The 13,069-nt window shown below is 70.1% G+C and carries 12 protein-coding genes and 1 pseudogene; 6 read left to right on the top strand and 7 right to left on the bottom strand.

Annotated elements, in window-relative coordinates; all coding sequences use genetic code 11:
• Window positions 1-21: 21 nt before the first annotated feature.
• The gene (gene mepA, locus QO011_RS33770) at window positions 22-936 is read left to right on the top strand and encodes a penicillin-insensitive murein endopeptidase (protein WP_307282367.1); all 915 of its coding nucleotides are present in this window, start codon (window positions 22-24) and stop codon (window positions 934-936) included.
• Between the two features lie 25 nt (window positions 937-961).
• On the opposite strand, the gene QO011_RS33775 is transcribed toward mepA, so the two are convergent.
• Window positions 962-1,471 carry a TIGR00645 family protein gene (locus tag QO011_RS33775; protein WP_307282368.1) on the bottom strand — a complete coding sequence of 170 codons (510 nt, stop codon included), beginning with the start codon at window positions 1,469-1,471 and terminating at the stop codon, window positions 962-964.
• 84 nt (window positions 1,472-1,555) lie between these two features.
• Here QO011_RS33775 and QO011_RS33780 point away from each other — a divergent pair, with 84 nt between their 5' ends.
• The 5 genes from QO011_RS33780 to QO011_RS33800 all read left to right on the top strand — a co-directional run bounded on the left by QO011_RS33780 (window position 1,556) and on the right by QO011_RS33800 (window position 8,787).
• Complete coding sequence (locus QO011_RS33780; protein WP_307282369.1) at window positions 1,556-1,960, top strand: VOC family protein; 405 nt, start codon at window positions 1,556-1,558, stop codon at window positions 1,958-1,960.
• Window positions 1,961-2,035: 75 nt separating this feature from the next.
• On the top strand, window positions 2,036-2,914 hold the full coding sequence (locus tag QO011_RS33785; protein ID WP_307282371.1) for a choline kinase family protein: 879 nt from the start codon (window positions 2,036-2,038) through the stop codon (window positions 2,912-2,914).
• Window positions 2,915-2,946: 32 nt separating this feature from the next.
• Window positions 2,947-5,391 (top strand): GcvT family protein, encoded by a 2,445-nt coding sequence (locus QO011_RS33790; RefSeq protein ID WP_307282373.1) that lies wholly within the window; start codon window positions 2,947-2,949, stop codon window positions 5,389-5,391.
• A gap of 137 nt (window positions 5,392-5,528) precedes the next feature.
• Complete coding sequence (gene typA / locus QO011_RS33795) at window positions 5,529-7,358, top strand: translational GTPase TypA (protein WP_307282375.1); 1,830 nt, start codon at window positions 5,529-5,531, stop codon at window positions 7,356-7,358.
• A gap of 178 nt (window positions 7,359-7,536) precedes the next feature.
• A complete protein-coding gene (locus QO011_RS33800) occupies window positions 7,537-8,787 on the top strand; it encodes an OpgC family protein (protein WP_307282377.1) in 1,251 nt (416 codons plus the stop codon).
• A 127-nt stretch (window positions 8,788-8,914) separates the two neighbouring features.
• Here QO011_RS33800 and QO011_RS33805 read toward each other — a convergent pair.
• The 6 genes and pseudogenes from QO011_RS33805 to QO011_RS33830 form a co-directional block, all read right to left on the bottom strand.
• Window positions 8,915-9,238: pseudogene (locus QO011_RS33805) on the bottom strand (type II toxin-antitoxin system HicB family antitoxin); the annotation flags it as partial.
• The gene (locus tag QO011_RS33810) at window positions 9,235-9,489 is read right to left on the bottom strand and encodes a type II toxin-antitoxin system HicA family toxin (RefSeq protein ID WP_307282378.1); all 255 of its coding nucleotides are present in this window, start codon (window positions 9,487-9,489) and stop codon (window positions 9,235-9,237) included. The pseudogene QO011_RS33805 and the gene QO011_RS33810, both read right to left, overlap by 4 nt.
• Window positions 9,490-9,631: 142 nt before the next feature.
• Entirely contained in the window at window positions 9,632-10,183 is a 552-nt protein-coding gene (locus QO011_RS33815) for a fasciclin domain-containing protein (RefSeq protein ID WP_307282380.1), read from the bottom strand.
• Between the two features lie 217 nt (window positions 10,184-10,400).
• Window positions 10,401-11,237 carry a C40 family peptidase gene (locus tag QO011_RS33820; RefSeq protein ID WP_307282381.1) on the bottom strand — a complete coding sequence of 279 codons (837 nt, stop codon included), beginning with the start codon at window positions 11,235-11,237 and terminating at the stop codon, window positions 10,401-10,403.
• Entirely contained in the window at window positions 11,234-11,602 is a 369-nt protein-coding gene (locus tag QO011_RS33825; RefSeq protein WP_307282382.1) for a MarR family transcriptional regulator, read from the bottom strand. The genes QO011_RS33820 and QO011_RS33825 overlap by 4 nt, the downstream gene beginning before the upstream one ends.
• A gap of 69 nt (window positions 11,603-11,671) precedes the next feature.
• On the bottom strand, window positions 11,672-13,057 hold the full coding sequence (locus tag QO011_RS33830; protein WP_307282383.1) for a leucyl aminopeptidase family protein: 1,386 nt from the start codon (window positions 13,055-13,057) through the stop codon (window positions 11,672-11,674).
• Window positions 13,058-13,069 lie beyond the last annotated feature (12 nt).

A 13,069-nucleotide genomic window follows, 5' to 3' on the forward strand; every position in this document is an offset into this window, starting at 1 on the left:
CGCCAGCCCATGGAGCATCCGATGCGCCGCGTCCTGCTCGCCCTCTGCGCCCTCCTCGCCAGCGCCGCCGCGGCACCGGCCCAGGACATCACGCCGCCCGGCTTCAAGCTGCCGCCGCTCGGCCCCGTCACCGCCGCCACGCCCGCCAAGGAGCTGTTCGGCCGCAAGCCGACGCCGGCCGAGCTCGAGACCCGCTCGATCGGCTTCTATGCCAAGGGGTGCCTGGCCGGCGCGGTGGCGCTGCCGGTCAACGGCCAGACCTGGCAGGTGATGCGGCTGTCGCGCAACCGCAACTGGGGCAACCCGGCGATGATCGCCTTCCTCGAGCGTTTCTCGAACGAGGTGCCTGACGTGGCGGGCTGGCCGGGCATCCTGGTCGGCGACATCTCGCAGCCGCGCGGCGGGCCGATGCGGACCGGCCACGCCTCGCACCAGATCGGGCTCGACGCCGACATCTGGCTGACGCCGATGCCGCGGCGCGAGCTCAGCACGGCCGAGCGCGAGACGATGTCGGCCAAGATGATGGTGCGCGGGGACCGGCTCGACGTCTCCAGCGCCTGGACGCCCGGGCACATGGCGGTGATCCGCGCCGCGGCGATGGACCCGCAGGTGCAGCGCATCTTCGTCAACCCCGCGATCAAGAAAGCGCTGTGCCGCGACGCCGCCGGCGACCGCTCCTGGCTGGAGAAGGTCAGGCCGATGTTCGGCCACGACTACCATTTCCACGTCCGGCTCTACTGCCCCAAGGGTGCCACCACCTGCACGCCGCAGGACGAGGTGCCGGGCGGCGAGGGCTGCCGCAAGGAGGATCTGGCCTGGTGGTTCTCCGACGCGGTGCTGCACCCCCGGCCGCCGACCACGCCGGCCAAGCCCAAGCCGCCGCTGGTCATGGCCGACCTGCCGGCCGCCTGCCGCCAGGTGCTGGTCTCGCCCTGAGACACAGCCCCGAGGCGGCCCGCCGCTAGTGGTCGCCCTTCTCGGTCTTGGCCTGGAGATAGTCCGACAACGCCAGCAGCACGCCGGAGACCACGAAGACCATGTGGATGCCGACCAGCCAGTAGAGCTCGCGATCGCTGAGCTTCTCCAGCGACATGAAGCCCTTGAGCACCTGGATCGCCGAGATGAGCACGATCGAGGCCAGCAGCTTCAGCTTGAGGCCGGCGAAATCGACCTTGGTCATCCAGTCCGGCCAGTCGGCATGGCCGGTGGCGTCGATCTTGGAGACGAAGTTCTCGTAGCCGGAGAACACCACGATCAGGATCAGGCTGCCGAGCAAGGCGAGGTCGATCACCGCCAGGGCGCCGAGCACCGTGTCCTCTTCGCTCAGCGACGCCGACGAGGCGACGAAGTGCAGCAGCTCCTGCCCGAACTTGAACAGCACGACGCAGAGCGCCACGACCAGGCCGAGATAGAAGGGCGCCATCAGCCAGCGGGACGCCACCAGGATTCGTTCGATCAGCTTCTCGACCATGTTGTGTTCCTGACACCGGGGAATCGAAGCGACCATATAGGGAAAGGCCGCGCCGCGCGGCAAACCCGCGGATGAGGGATAGCCATGCTCGATCACGTTTCCATCACGGTCGGCAATCTCGCCCGGGCGGAGCGCTTCTACGACGCGGTGTTCGCCGCGCTCGGCGTGCCCAAGGTCGGCCGCGACCAGCGCTGGGCGGGGTATGGCCTGCGCGCCGACGCCGGGCATCCCGGGCGCGCCTACGTCTCGCTGGTCGTCGCGGACCCACCGCCGGCGCCCGACCGGCGGCACTGGGCCTTCAAGGCGCCGTCGCGCGCGGCCGTGGACGCCTTCCACAGCGCCGGCCTCGCCCATGGCGGCGCCGACGACGGCGCGCCGGCCGTGCGGACGGCCTACCATCCGCACTACTATGCGGCCTTCCTCGTCGATCCCGACGGCAACCGCGTCGAGGCGGTCTGCCACGCCGCCGCCGGGACGCCCGCGGCATGAGCGCCCCCTGGACGATTTCGTCCAGGCCGGGCTAGTCTGGCCTCGACCTGAACGGATGCAACGGAGACGCGCCGCATGACCGCTGCCCTGGCCCGCGCGGCCTCGCTCGCCTGCTGGTCGGGGCCGGTCGATCCGCAGCCGCTCGGCGGCGGCATCACCAACACGAATTTCGTCGTCGCCGATCGCGGCCGCACATTCGTGGTGCGGATCGGCGAGGACATCCCGGTCCACCAGATCAGCCGCGCCAACGAGCTCGCCGCCAGCCGGGCGGCGCACGCCGCCGGCCTGTCGCCGGCCGTGGTGCATGCCGAGCCCGGCGCCCTGGTGCTCGATTTCATCGAGGGTCGCACCTTCACGCCGCAGGATGTGCGCGACCCGGCCAACCGCGAGGCGCTGGTGGCGCTGGTGCGCCGGTGCCACCGCGAGATGCCGAAGCATTTCCGCGGGCCGGCGGCGATCTTCTGGGTGTTCCACGTGCTGCGGGACTACGGCCACACCCTGCGCGAGGGGGCCAGCCGGCACCTCGACCTGGTGCCGCGCCTGCTCGCCGAGGCGCAGGCGCTGGAGCGCGGGGTCGGACCGGTCGAGATCGTGTTCGGCCACAACGACCTGCTTCCCGGCAATGTCCTCGACGACGGCCGGCGCCTCTGGCTGGTCGACTGGGACTATGCCGGATTCAACTCGCCGCTGTTCGACCTCGGCGGCCTCGCGTCGAACTCCGAGCTCGAAGCCGCGGCGGCCGAGGCCATCCTCGAGCTCTACCACCAGCGCCCGGTCGACGACGACCTGCGCCGCCGCGCCGCCGCCATGACCGCGGCCTCGCTGCTGCGCGAGACGATGTGGAGCATGGTCTCGGAGATCCATTCGAGGCTCGCCTTCGACTATGCCGCCTATACCGCCGACAATCTCGCGCGCTACCAGGCGGCCTACCGCGCCTTCGCGGCGATGCGCTGAGCCGCCACCCCTCCTGCCGGGATGATCTGCCCATGACCGACCTGCCCTCCTCCGCCAAGATCGTCATCATCGGCGGCGGCATCATCGGCGCCTCCACCGCCTATCATCTGGCGAAGATGGGACTGACCGACGTGCTGCTCCTGGAGCGCGGCCAGCTCACCTCCGGCTCGACCTGGCACGCCGCCGGCCTGGTCGGGCAGCTGCGCACCAGCGCCAACATCACCCAGCTGCTCGGCTATTCCGTCGCGCTCTACGAGAAGCTCGAGGCGGAGACCGGCCTCGCGACCGGCTGGAAGAAGAACGGCGGGCTGCGCCTCGCCTGCAACGCCGAGCGCTGGATCGAGGTGAAGCGCCAGGCGACCACCGCCAAGAGCTTCGGCCTGGAGATGCACCTGCTGACGCCGAAGGAGGCGCAGGACCTGTGGCCGCTGATGCAGGTCGACGACGTGGTCGGCGCCGCCTTCCTGCCGACCGACGGCCAGGCCTCGCCCTCCGACATCGCCCAGTCGCTGGCCAAGGGCGCGCGCATGGGCGGCGTGACGATCCGCGAGGGCGTCACCGTCACCGGCATCGAGGTGGTCGACGGCACAGCCAAGGCCGTGCTGACCGACCAGGGCCGCGTCGCGGCGGACAGCATCGTCATCTGCGCCGGGCAATGGTCGCGCGAGGTCGGGCGCATGGCCGGCGTCAACGTGCCCCTGGTGTCGATGCAGCACCAGTACCTGATCACCGAGCGGATCGAAGGCGTCACCTCGGGCCTGCCGACCCTGCGCGATCCCGACCGCCTGACCTATTGGAAGGAGGAGGTCGGCGGCCTGGTGATGGGCGGCTACGAGCCGAACCCGAAGCCCTGGGCCAATACCGGCGCGACGCAGCCCTTCGCCTTCCAGCTTCTGGAGAACGACCTCGACCATTTCGAGCCGCTGATGGAGCAGGCCATCGGCCGCGTGCCGGCGATGCAGACCGCCGGCATCAAGAGCTTCATCAACGGCCCGGAGAGCTTCACGCCCGACGGCAACTTCATTCTCGGCGCCGCGCCGGAGACCAAGGGCGTCTTCGTCGGCTGCGGCTTCAACGCCTTCGGCATCGCCTCCGGCGGCGGCGCCGGCATGGCGCTGGCCGAATGGGTGGCCAGGGGCGAGCCGCCCTACGACCTGTGGGCGGTCGACATCCGCCGCTTCGGCAAGAACACGCTCGACACCGGCTGGGTGCGGGCGCGCACCATGGAGGCCTATGCCAAGCACTACACCATGGCCTGGCCCTTCGAGGAGCACCAGTCGGGCCGGCCGCTGCGCCGCTCGCCGCTCTACGACCGGCTGAGGGCGCAGGGCGCGGTGTTCGGCGAGAAGCTCGGCTGGGAGCGGCCGAACTGGTTCGCCGCTGCGGGCGAAGAGGCGCGCGACATCTATTCCTATGGCCGCCAGAACTGGTTCGCCGCGGTCGGCCGCGAGCACCAGGCCTGCCGCGAGCGATCCGTGATCTTTGATCAGACATCCTTCGCCAAGTTCGCGGTGACGGGCCGCGACGCGGAGGCGGCGCTGTCCTGGCTCTGCGCCAACGACGTCGCCAGGAAGCCCGGCAGCCTGGTCTACACCCAGATGCTCAATGCCAAGGGCGGCATCGAGGCCGACCTCACCGTGTCGCGCCTCGCGCCCGACGCCTATTACATCGTCACCGGCACCGGCTTTGCGACCCACGACCTCGACTGGATCGCCCGCAACATCCCCGCCGGGCTCGATGCCCGCGTCGCCGACGTCACCTCGCAGAATGCCGTGCTGGTGCTGATGGGGCCGCGCTCTCGCGACATCCTCTCGGCGGTGAGCGAGGACGACGTCTCCAACGCCGCCTTCCCCTTCGGCTCGGTGCGGCGCCTTCGCGTCGCCGGGGCGCCGGTGCTGGCGCTGCGCGTCACCTATGTCGGCGAGCTCGGCTGGGAGCTGCACGTGCCGACCGAGTTCGCCGTCTCGGTCTACGAGGCGCTGACTGCGGCCGGCGCGCCGCACGGCCTCGCCAATGCCGGCTATCGCGCCATCGAGTCCCTGCGCCTGGAGAAGGGCTACCGCGCCTGGGGCGCCGAGATCGGCCCGGACCACACGCCCGACATGGCCGGTCTTTCCTGGGCGGTGAAGCTGAAGAAGGACATTCCCTTCCTCGGCCGCGAGGCGCTCGAGGCCCAGCGCAGGAAGCCGCTGCCGCGCCTGATGGCGGGCTTCCTGGTCGATGACCCCGATGTCGTGCTGCTCGGCCGCGAGACCATCTACCGCGACGGCCGGCGCTGCGGCTGGCTCGCCTCCGGCGGCTTCGGCTACACCCTGGGCAAGGGCGTCGGCTACGGCTACGTCCGCGATCCTGCCGGGGTCGATGCCGATTACGTCCTCGCCGGACGCTACGAGCTGGAGGTCGCGACCGAGCGCGTGCCGGCGACCGTCTTCCTGGCGCCGCCCTATGATCCCGGCATGGCGCGCGTGAAGAGCTGAGCGGCGGCTTCCGGCAGGTCACGGGCGCATTGCCCCGAGGCCCCGCTGTGTGATATTGCGGCGCAAAATCCGACAGCGACACACGACAGCGTGGGCTTCGAGTTCCCTGGAGCAGCCCGCGGGAAACCGGTTTGATCATGAAACTGCGCAATATCGCCATCATCGCCCACGTCGACCACGGCAAGACCACGCTGGTCGACGAGCTCCTGAAGCAGTCGGGCTCCTACCGCGAGAACCAGCGGGTGGCCGAGCGCGTCATGGACTCCAACGACCTGGAGAAGGAGCGCGGCATCACCATCCTGGCCAAGGCGACCTCGGTCGTCTGGAAGGACACGCGCATCAACATCGTCGACACGCCCGGCCACGCCGATTTCGGCGGCGAGGTCGAGCGCATCCTCAACATGGTCGACGGCGCCATCGTGCTGGTCGACGCGGCCGAGGGCCCGATGCCGCAGACCAAGTTCGTGGTCGGCAAAGCACTGAAGGTCGGCCTGCGTCCGATCGTCGCCATCAACAAGGTCGACCGCTCCGACGCCCGGGCTCAGGAGGTGGTGAACGAGGTGTTCGACCTCTTCGCCGCGCTCGACGCCACCGACGAGCAGCTCGACTTCCCCATCCTCTACGGCTCCGGCCGCAACGGCTGGATGGCCGAGAGCCCGGAGGGCCCGCAGGACCTCGGCATGGCGCCGCTGTTCGACCTGGTGCTCAAGCACGTGCCGGCGCCCGACATCGAGGAGGACAGCCGCTTCCGGATGATCGGCACCATCCTGGAAGCCAATCCCTTCCTCGGCCGTATCATCACCGGCCGCATCACCTCCGGCAGCATCAAGCCGAACCAGACCATCAAGGTGCTGGCCCAGGACGGCAGCGTCGTCGAGCAGGGGCGCGTCTCCAAGGTGCTGGCCTTCCGCGGCATCGAGCGCCAGCCGGTCGACCTCGCCGAGGCCGGCGACATCGTCGCCATCGCCGGCCTGTCCAAGGGCACGGTGGCCGAGACCTTCTGCGACCCGAGCGTGGAAGAGCCGCTGCACGCCCAGCCGATCGACCCGCCCACCGTCACCATGTCGTTCATCGTCAACGATTCCCCGCTCGCCGGCACCGAGGGCGACAAGGTGACGAGCCGCGTCATCCGCGACCGCCTGCTCAAGGAGGCGGAGGGCAACGTCGCGCTCAAGGTCGAGGAATCGGCGGACAAGGATTCCTTCTTCGTCTCCGGCCGCGGCGAATTGCAGCTCGCCGTGCTGGTCGAGACCATGCGCCGCGAAGGCTTCGAGGTGGCGCTGTCGCGGCCCCGCGTGGTGTTCAAGAAGGACGAGGCGACCGACGAGACGCTGGAGCCGATCGAGGAGGTGCTGATCGACGTCGACGAGGAATTCTCCGGCGTCGTGGTGCAGAAGATGTCGGAGCGCAAGGCCGAGATGGTCGAGATGCGCCCCTCCGGCGGCAACCGCCAGCGCCTGGTGTTCTATGCGCCGACCCGCGGCCTGATCGGCTACCAGGCCGAGCTCCTCACCGACACGCGCGGCACCGCGATCATGAACCGCCTGTTCCACAGCTATGCGCCCCACAAGGGCGAGATCGCCGGCCGGCGCAACGGCGTCCTGATCTCCAACGACGCGGGCGAGGCGGTCGCCTATGCCCTGTGGAATTTGGAGGACCGCGGCCCGATGATGATCGAGCCGGGCTGGAAGGTCTATCAGGGCATGATCGTCGGCGAGCACAACCGCGAGAACGACCTCGAGGTCAACGTGCTCAAGGGCAAGAAGCTCACCAACATCCGGGCTGCCGGCAAGGACGAGGCGGTGCGGCTGACGCCGCCGATCCGCATGACCCTGGAGAAGGGCATGGCCTGGATCCAGGACGACGAGCTCCTGGAGGTGACGCCGAAATCGATCCGGCTGCGCAAGGCGGTGCTCGACCCCAACGGCCGCAAGCGGGCGGAACGCGCGCGCGAAGCCGCCGCCTGAGGCGGATTTCGCCGCCGGCGCGGCCGGTCCGAGCCTGCGCAGAACGCGCAGATGCCATGCTGCCCACGCATACCGACACGGGAACAAAACGAGGCCCGTTCAGTTTCGGTTCAGCCCCGCCGTGACAGACCTGTAGCTGATCTTCGGTGCTGGACCGGAGGGCAGTGGGAAGGACGTCATGGCGGCAGCTCTCGAAACCACGTCGCAGACGCGTTCGGCTTCCCCGGCTCCGGCCAAGGGCGCGAGCCGCCAGCGCGACATCCGGCTCGACGTGTTTCGCGGCCTCGCCCTGCTGTTCATCACCGTCACCCATACCGGCCGCAACTGGCTGATGGAGCTGCTGCCCTCGCATTTCGGCTTCAGCTCGGGCACGGAGATGTTCGTCTTCTGCTCCGGCATCGCCAGCGGTCTCGCCTTCGGGGCGCTGTTCCTGAAGCGCGGCTTCGCCATGGGCATGCTGCGCGTCGCCCACCGCATCTGGCAGATCTACTGGGTGCACATCGCCTCGTTCATCGGCGTGGTGGCGCTGACCATGCTGCTCGCCGGCTGGTTCGGCCGGCCCGACTATGTCTCCAACCTGCAGCAGGACGTGCTGCTCACCCATCCCCGGCAGGCGCTGTTCGGCCTGGTGACGCTGACCTATCTGCCGCCGCTGTTCGACATCCTGCCGCTCTACGTCGTCCTGCTGGCGATGATCCCGCTCGTCATGGCCGCCCGACGCCTGTCGCCGACCCTGCCCTTCCTGCTGGTCGGCTCGGCCTATGTCTATCTGTGGACCGTGGGTGGGCCGGACCTGCCGGGCAACCCGATCAACCCGAGCCAGCACTGGCTGTTCAACCCGCTCGGCTGGCAGCTCCTGTTCTTCACCGGCTTCTTCATCGCCATGAAGTGGCTGCCGACGCCGGCGCCGGGCACGCCCTGGGCGTTGACCGCCTCGGTGACGGTGCTGCTCGCCTCGGTGCCGCTGAGCTGGCACGTGCTCTATGAGAATTTCGGCCTGTTCTCCTATATCCGCGAGGCGGTGCTGCCGGCGAACGACCGCTCGCATTTCCATCTGCTGCGCTTCGTGCACTTCCTGGCGGCCGCCTATCTCGCGGTCTCGCTGGTCGCGGCCTATCCTGGGCTGATGCGCTCGATCCCGGCCCGGATCCTGGCGATGATGGGCCGGGAGACGCTGGCGGTGTTCGTCGCCTCGGTGCCGATCGCCATCGTCAGCGGCACGATGCTGGACGCCTACGGCACCGGCCTCGACATCGTCCTGCCGGTGACGCTGCTCGGCTGGGCCGCCCTGGTCGCGGTCGCCTACGTCACCGCCACCCTCAAGGCCAGGCCCTGGGCCAAGGCCCCGGAACCGGTCGAGGCAGCGGGCGCCGCCGCGCCGCTGCAGCTCGCCATGGTCGGCGCCAAGAGCCCCGTCCGCCCGGGTTGAGTCCGGCCCGGGCACCCGCCATCCCGCGTCAGGCGACGCGCCGCATGGAGCGCCGGACGCGGGCCTTGGCCGGCCTGGCCATCGAGCCTCGCTCGGAAGCCGGCACCTGACGGCCACAGGCCTGTCGAGCGGCCAGCTCCAGGACCTCTTCGCTCCACTGATCGAGGCTCTTGCCGCTCAGCTCGGCCGCGATGGCAGCTTCGGCGTGAACTGCCGGATCGATGCGAAGCATCAGGGTCCCGGAATAGGGCTTCTGGGCCTCCTTGCCGATTTTGGCGCAGGTTGCCAGGTAATCCTCCACGGCCTCGCGGAAGGCCGCCTTCAGGTCGGCCACCGTATCGGCATGAAAGGAGACGGCATCGGCGATGCCGGCGATCCTGCCAGAGAAAATTTCATCATCCGCGTCGAATTCGATCCGGGCGGAATAGCCCCTATAGTTCATGACACTCATCGAGCCACTCCCAGGCTTCCGAGGAACTCGCGGGCCTCCCGGACCTGATACCGCCTGGCTTCTTCTTCCGGACAAGGACGGTGGAAGGTGACGATCTCGTCTCCGAACTTGAGCCGGATACGCGAACTCGTCCCTTCGACCATTTCGCAGCCTGCGGCTATCAGCAAGCTCTCGATATCGCACCAGTCGATCGTACCCGACACGGGATCGGCAAGCACAGTCTTGAGAGTACGCCTCTGCCTGCCGTTCATGAGCGCATCATCTCGGCCTCCGGTATGCGGCGGTGCTGACGATCATCGCGACGACCGCGCCGCAGAGCCCGGAGGCCGCACGACGCGCGACGCGCGACGGGCGGCCCGTGGGGCCGCCCGTTCCGTCTGCCGCCGGCCGGCCTCAGTTCGGCATCAGCACATGATCGACGGAATGGATCACGCCGTTCGACTGCATGACGTCGGCGATGGTGACGGTGGAGGTGCCGCCCTTCTCGTCGGTGAGGGTGATGTGCTTGCCGTCCATCATCGCCGTCAGGGTCTCGCCCTCCAGCGTCTTGAGCTCGGCCTTGCCGCCGCCGGCCTTGATCTCGCCGGCGAGCACCTTGGAGGTCAGCCTGCCCGGCACGACGTGATAGGTGAGGATCTTGGTCAGCGTCGCCTTGTTCTCGGGCTTGACCAGCGTGTCGACCGTGCCGGCCGGCAGCATGCCGAAGGCGCTGTCGTCGGGCGCGAACACGGTGAAGGGGCCTTTGCCCTCGAGCGCGCCGACCAGGCCGGCGGCCTTGACCGCGGCGACGAGGGTCTTGTGGACCGGGGAGTTCACCGCGTTCTGGATGATGTTCTTGTTGGCGAACATCGGCGCGCCGCCGACCATCGGATTGGCGAGCGCCGCCCCGGCGAAGGCGAGGGACCCGGCGAGGGCCGCGATGGTGAGCTTGGATCGGATGGACATGGTCGTTTCCCGTTCGGTTGGCCACAGCTTGGCGGTCGCGGAAGCGGGTGCTTTCGCGTGGCGAGGAATTTCCCGTCGAGGCGGGGGACTGCCGGGCGGGGCGGACGATGCGCCGGGCCGCGGTCAAGGAAGGAACGGGCCGCGGCGCTCCGCAGTTGCGGTGCGGGCAGGCCAGGCGATCACAGCTTCGTGAAGACGGGGAGCCGGCCGTCGGCGATCAGCCGAGCCGCTTGACTGCCGCCAGCGGGTCGCCGCTCGCGGCGATGCGGTCGATGCCGGCGGCGAGGCCCTCGATCGCCACGGTCATGGTATGGCCGTTGGCATGGATCATGGTCTCGCCGTCGCGGACCAGCGCCACGTGGCCCTTCCAGGCCAGGAGGTCGCCGCGTCGCGCCTCGGCGAGCGCGATCGGGCTGCCGAGGCCCTGCGCCTGCATGTCGCTGTCGCGCGGACAGGCGATGCCGCAGGCGTGCAGCGCCGTCTGCACCAGGGCTGAGCAGTCGAGCCCGAGGCTGGTCTTGCCGCCCCACAGATAGGGCACGCCGAGGAACTGCTCGGCCACCCCGACCGGATCGTTCTCGACCGAGCCGAGCGGCTGCAGGTGGCGCGCGAACACGAAGCCGCCGCCCGCGAGCGCCAGGAACAGGCCGTCCTGCCCGGTCACCCGCACCTCGCTGCCGAGGCTGAGGGCCATGAGATAGGGCTGGCGGATCGACGGCGTGGGATAGAGGAAGGTGCGCACCGCGCCGACGCGGTGGGTCGGCGGCGCCGGCGCGCCGAGGCCGTTCGCCGGCATCCAGCCGACATAGCCGTCGCGGGCGAGCTGGCCCCAGGCCCAGCCCTCGGCCTCGTCGTAGATCGTCACCGCCTCGCCGAACAGCGCCTCGGTGTCGAGGCTGGTGGTGGGATCGGGCTCGCGCCGCAGCGCGATCGCCGTCTCGATCACCCGCCGCGCCACGCCCGGCACGAAGCGGGCTGCCTCGACCGTGCCGCGCAGATGCTCGGCGGCGAGGTCGGGACGGGCGGGCACCAGGCGGCGGTCGAAGGCGTTCATCGCGGCAGGTCCTTGGCGTGCAGCACCAGGAGATCGCCGAGCCGCTCGACGAACAGGGCGCCGTCCACCGTGCGCTGGATGATGACGTTGCGCCGGTCGACCTCGTCGCGCCGGCGCGCGGTGAGCTTGAGCTTGGCCATGGTGTCGAGGGCTCGGGTGATGACCGGCTTGGTCACGGAGAGCTTGCCGGCGAGGCCGCGCACCGTGTGCGGCGGCGGCTCGAGATAGACGGTGAGCAGGATCGCAAGCTGCCGTGCCGACAGGTCCGGCTGCGCATCCCGGACCAGATCGAGCGTGAGATCGTGCCAGAGTTTCAGTGCCTGGACCGGGCGCAGCTCCACGGCCGTGGCCCCCTTCCCGCTCACGAGGCCGGCATTCTTCTCTCGTCCGGCGCGAAGAGCAAGCGAATCCATCCCGGCGGAGGCGACCACGGCTCAGCGGAACCGGTCGGCGAGATGGGCATAGAGCGCCCGCGCCGCCATCACCTCGGCGCCGAAGGGGCGGCCCGGACGGGCGGTCGGGGTCCAGCAGAACAGGTCGAAATGCGCATAGGCCCTGGCCTTCTCGACGAAGCGGCGCAGGAACAGCGCCGCCGTGATCGAGCCGGCGAAGGGACCGCCGGAGATGTGGTTGACGCTGGCGATCTTGGAGTCCAGCAGCGAGTCGTAGGGCGCCCACAGCGGCAGCCGCCAGGCCGGGTCGGCCTCGGCGAGGCCGTGCGCCTGCAGCGAGGCGGCGAGCTCGTCGCTGTCGGTGAACAGGGCCGGCAGCTCCGGGCCGAGCGCGACGCGGGCGGCGCCGGTCAGCGTCGCCATGTCGACGATCAGGTCCGGAGCCTCCTCGTCGGCCAGCGCCAGCGCATCGGCGAGGATCAGCCGTCCCTCGGCATCGGTGTTGCCGATCTCCACCGTCAGGCCCTTGCGCGAGGCCAGCACGTCGCTCGGGCGGAAGGCCGAGCCGGAGATGGCATTCTCCACCGCCGGCACGATCACGCGCAGACGCAGCTTCAGCCCGGCGCCCATGATCATGGCGGCGCAGGCGAGAACGCAGGCCGCTCCGCCCATGTCCTTCTTCATCAGCGCCATGCTGCTCTCGGGCTTGATGTTGAGCCCGCCGGTGTCGAAGACGACACCCTTGCCCACCAGCGTGACCTTGGGCGCGGTCGGATCGCCCCAGGTGAAGTCGAGCAGGCGCGGCGCCCGCGCCGCCGCCCGGCCGACGGCGTGGACCATCGGGAAGTTCTGGCTGAGCAGCTCGGCGCCGACCACGGCGCGCATCGCAGCGCCGTGCCGCTCGGCAAGGCCGCGCATCGCCGCCTCCAGCTCCTCCGGGCCGAGATCGTTGGCCGGCGTGTTGATCAGGTCGCGGCCGAGGGCGACGGCCTCGGCGATGCGGCCGAGCTCGGCGCCGTCGACCCCCTCGGGCAGCACCAGGCGCACCGGCTTGTCCTCGCCCCCGCGATAGCGGGTGAAGCGATAGCTGCCGGTCAGCCAGCCGAGCGCGGCCAGGCGCGCATCGTGCGGCGCGTTGGCGAAACGGTAGAGGCCCGGCGGCAGCGCCGTCGCCAGCTTGCCCGGCAGGAAGCCGTCGCGCTGGCGGGCGTCGGGCCCCTCCAGGCCGAAGAGCACGCCGGCGAGGCTGCCGGCCGCGTCTGGGAGCAGGAGGTGCTGGCCGGCCTTGGGCTCGAAGCCGGCGGCGGCGACCCAGTCGCGCTGCGGCTGCGGCAGGGCCGCCAGCACACCGCCGATCGTCGCCGGCGTGACGAACCAGATCGGGCGGGCGCTGGACGCTTCGTCGCCGGCGGCGAGGAGGGCATGCATGGGACGGGACTC

The sequence above is a fragment of the Labrys wisconsinensis genome, assembly GCF_030814995.1.
Taxonomy (GTDB): domain Bacteria; phylum Pseudomonadota; class Alphaproteobacteria; order Rhizobiales; family Labraceae; genus Labrys; species Labrys wisconsinensis.

Excerpts from the sequence above, each read along its gene's own strand:
- mepA (WP_307282367.1), top strand. The coding sequence starts at position 22 with ATGCGCCGCGTCCTGCTCGCCCTCTGCGCCCTCCTCGCCAGCGCCGCC.
- QO011_RS33775 (WP_307282368.1), bottom strand. The coding sequence starts at position 1,471 with ATGGTCGAGAAGCTGATCGAACGAATCCTGGTGGCGTCCCGCTGGCTG.
- QO011_RS33780 (WP_307282369.1), top strand. The coding sequence starts at position 1,556 with ATGCTCGATCACGTTTCCATCACGGTCGGCAATCTCGCCCGGGCGGAG.
- QO011_RS33785 (WP_307282371.1), top strand. The coding sequence starts at position 2,036 with ATGACCGCTGCCCTGGCCCGCGCGGCCTCGCTCGCCTGCTGGTCGGGG.
- QO011_RS33790 (WP_307282373.1), top strand. The coding sequence starts at position 2,947 with ATGACCGACCTGCCCTCCTCCGCCAAGATCGTCATCATCGGCGGCGGC.
- typA (WP_307282375.1), top strand. The coding sequence starts at position 5,529 with ATGAAACTGCGCAATATCGCCATCATCGCCCACGTCGACCACGGCAAG.
- QO011_RS33800 (WP_307282377.1), top strand. The coding sequence starts at position 7,537 with ATGGCGGCAGCTCTCGAAACCACGTCGCAGACGCGTTCGGCTTCCCCG.
- QO011_RS33810 (WP_307282378.1), bottom strand. The coding sequence starts at position 9,489 with ATGAACGGCAGGCAGAGGCGTACTCTCAAGACTGTGCTTGCCGATCCC.
- QO011_RS33815 (WP_307282380.1), bottom strand. The coding sequence starts at position 10,183 with ATGTCCATCCGATCCAAGCTCACCATCGCGGCCCTCGCCGGGTCCCTC.
- QO011_RS33820 (WP_307282381.1), bottom strand. The coding sequence starts at position 11,237 with ATGAACGCCTTCGACCGCCGCCTGGTGCCCGCCCGTCCCGACCTCGCC.
- QO011_RS33830 (WP_307282383.1), bottom strand. The coding sequence starts at position 13,057 with ATGCATGCCCTCCTCGCCGCCGGCGACGAAGCGTCCAGCGCCCGCCCG.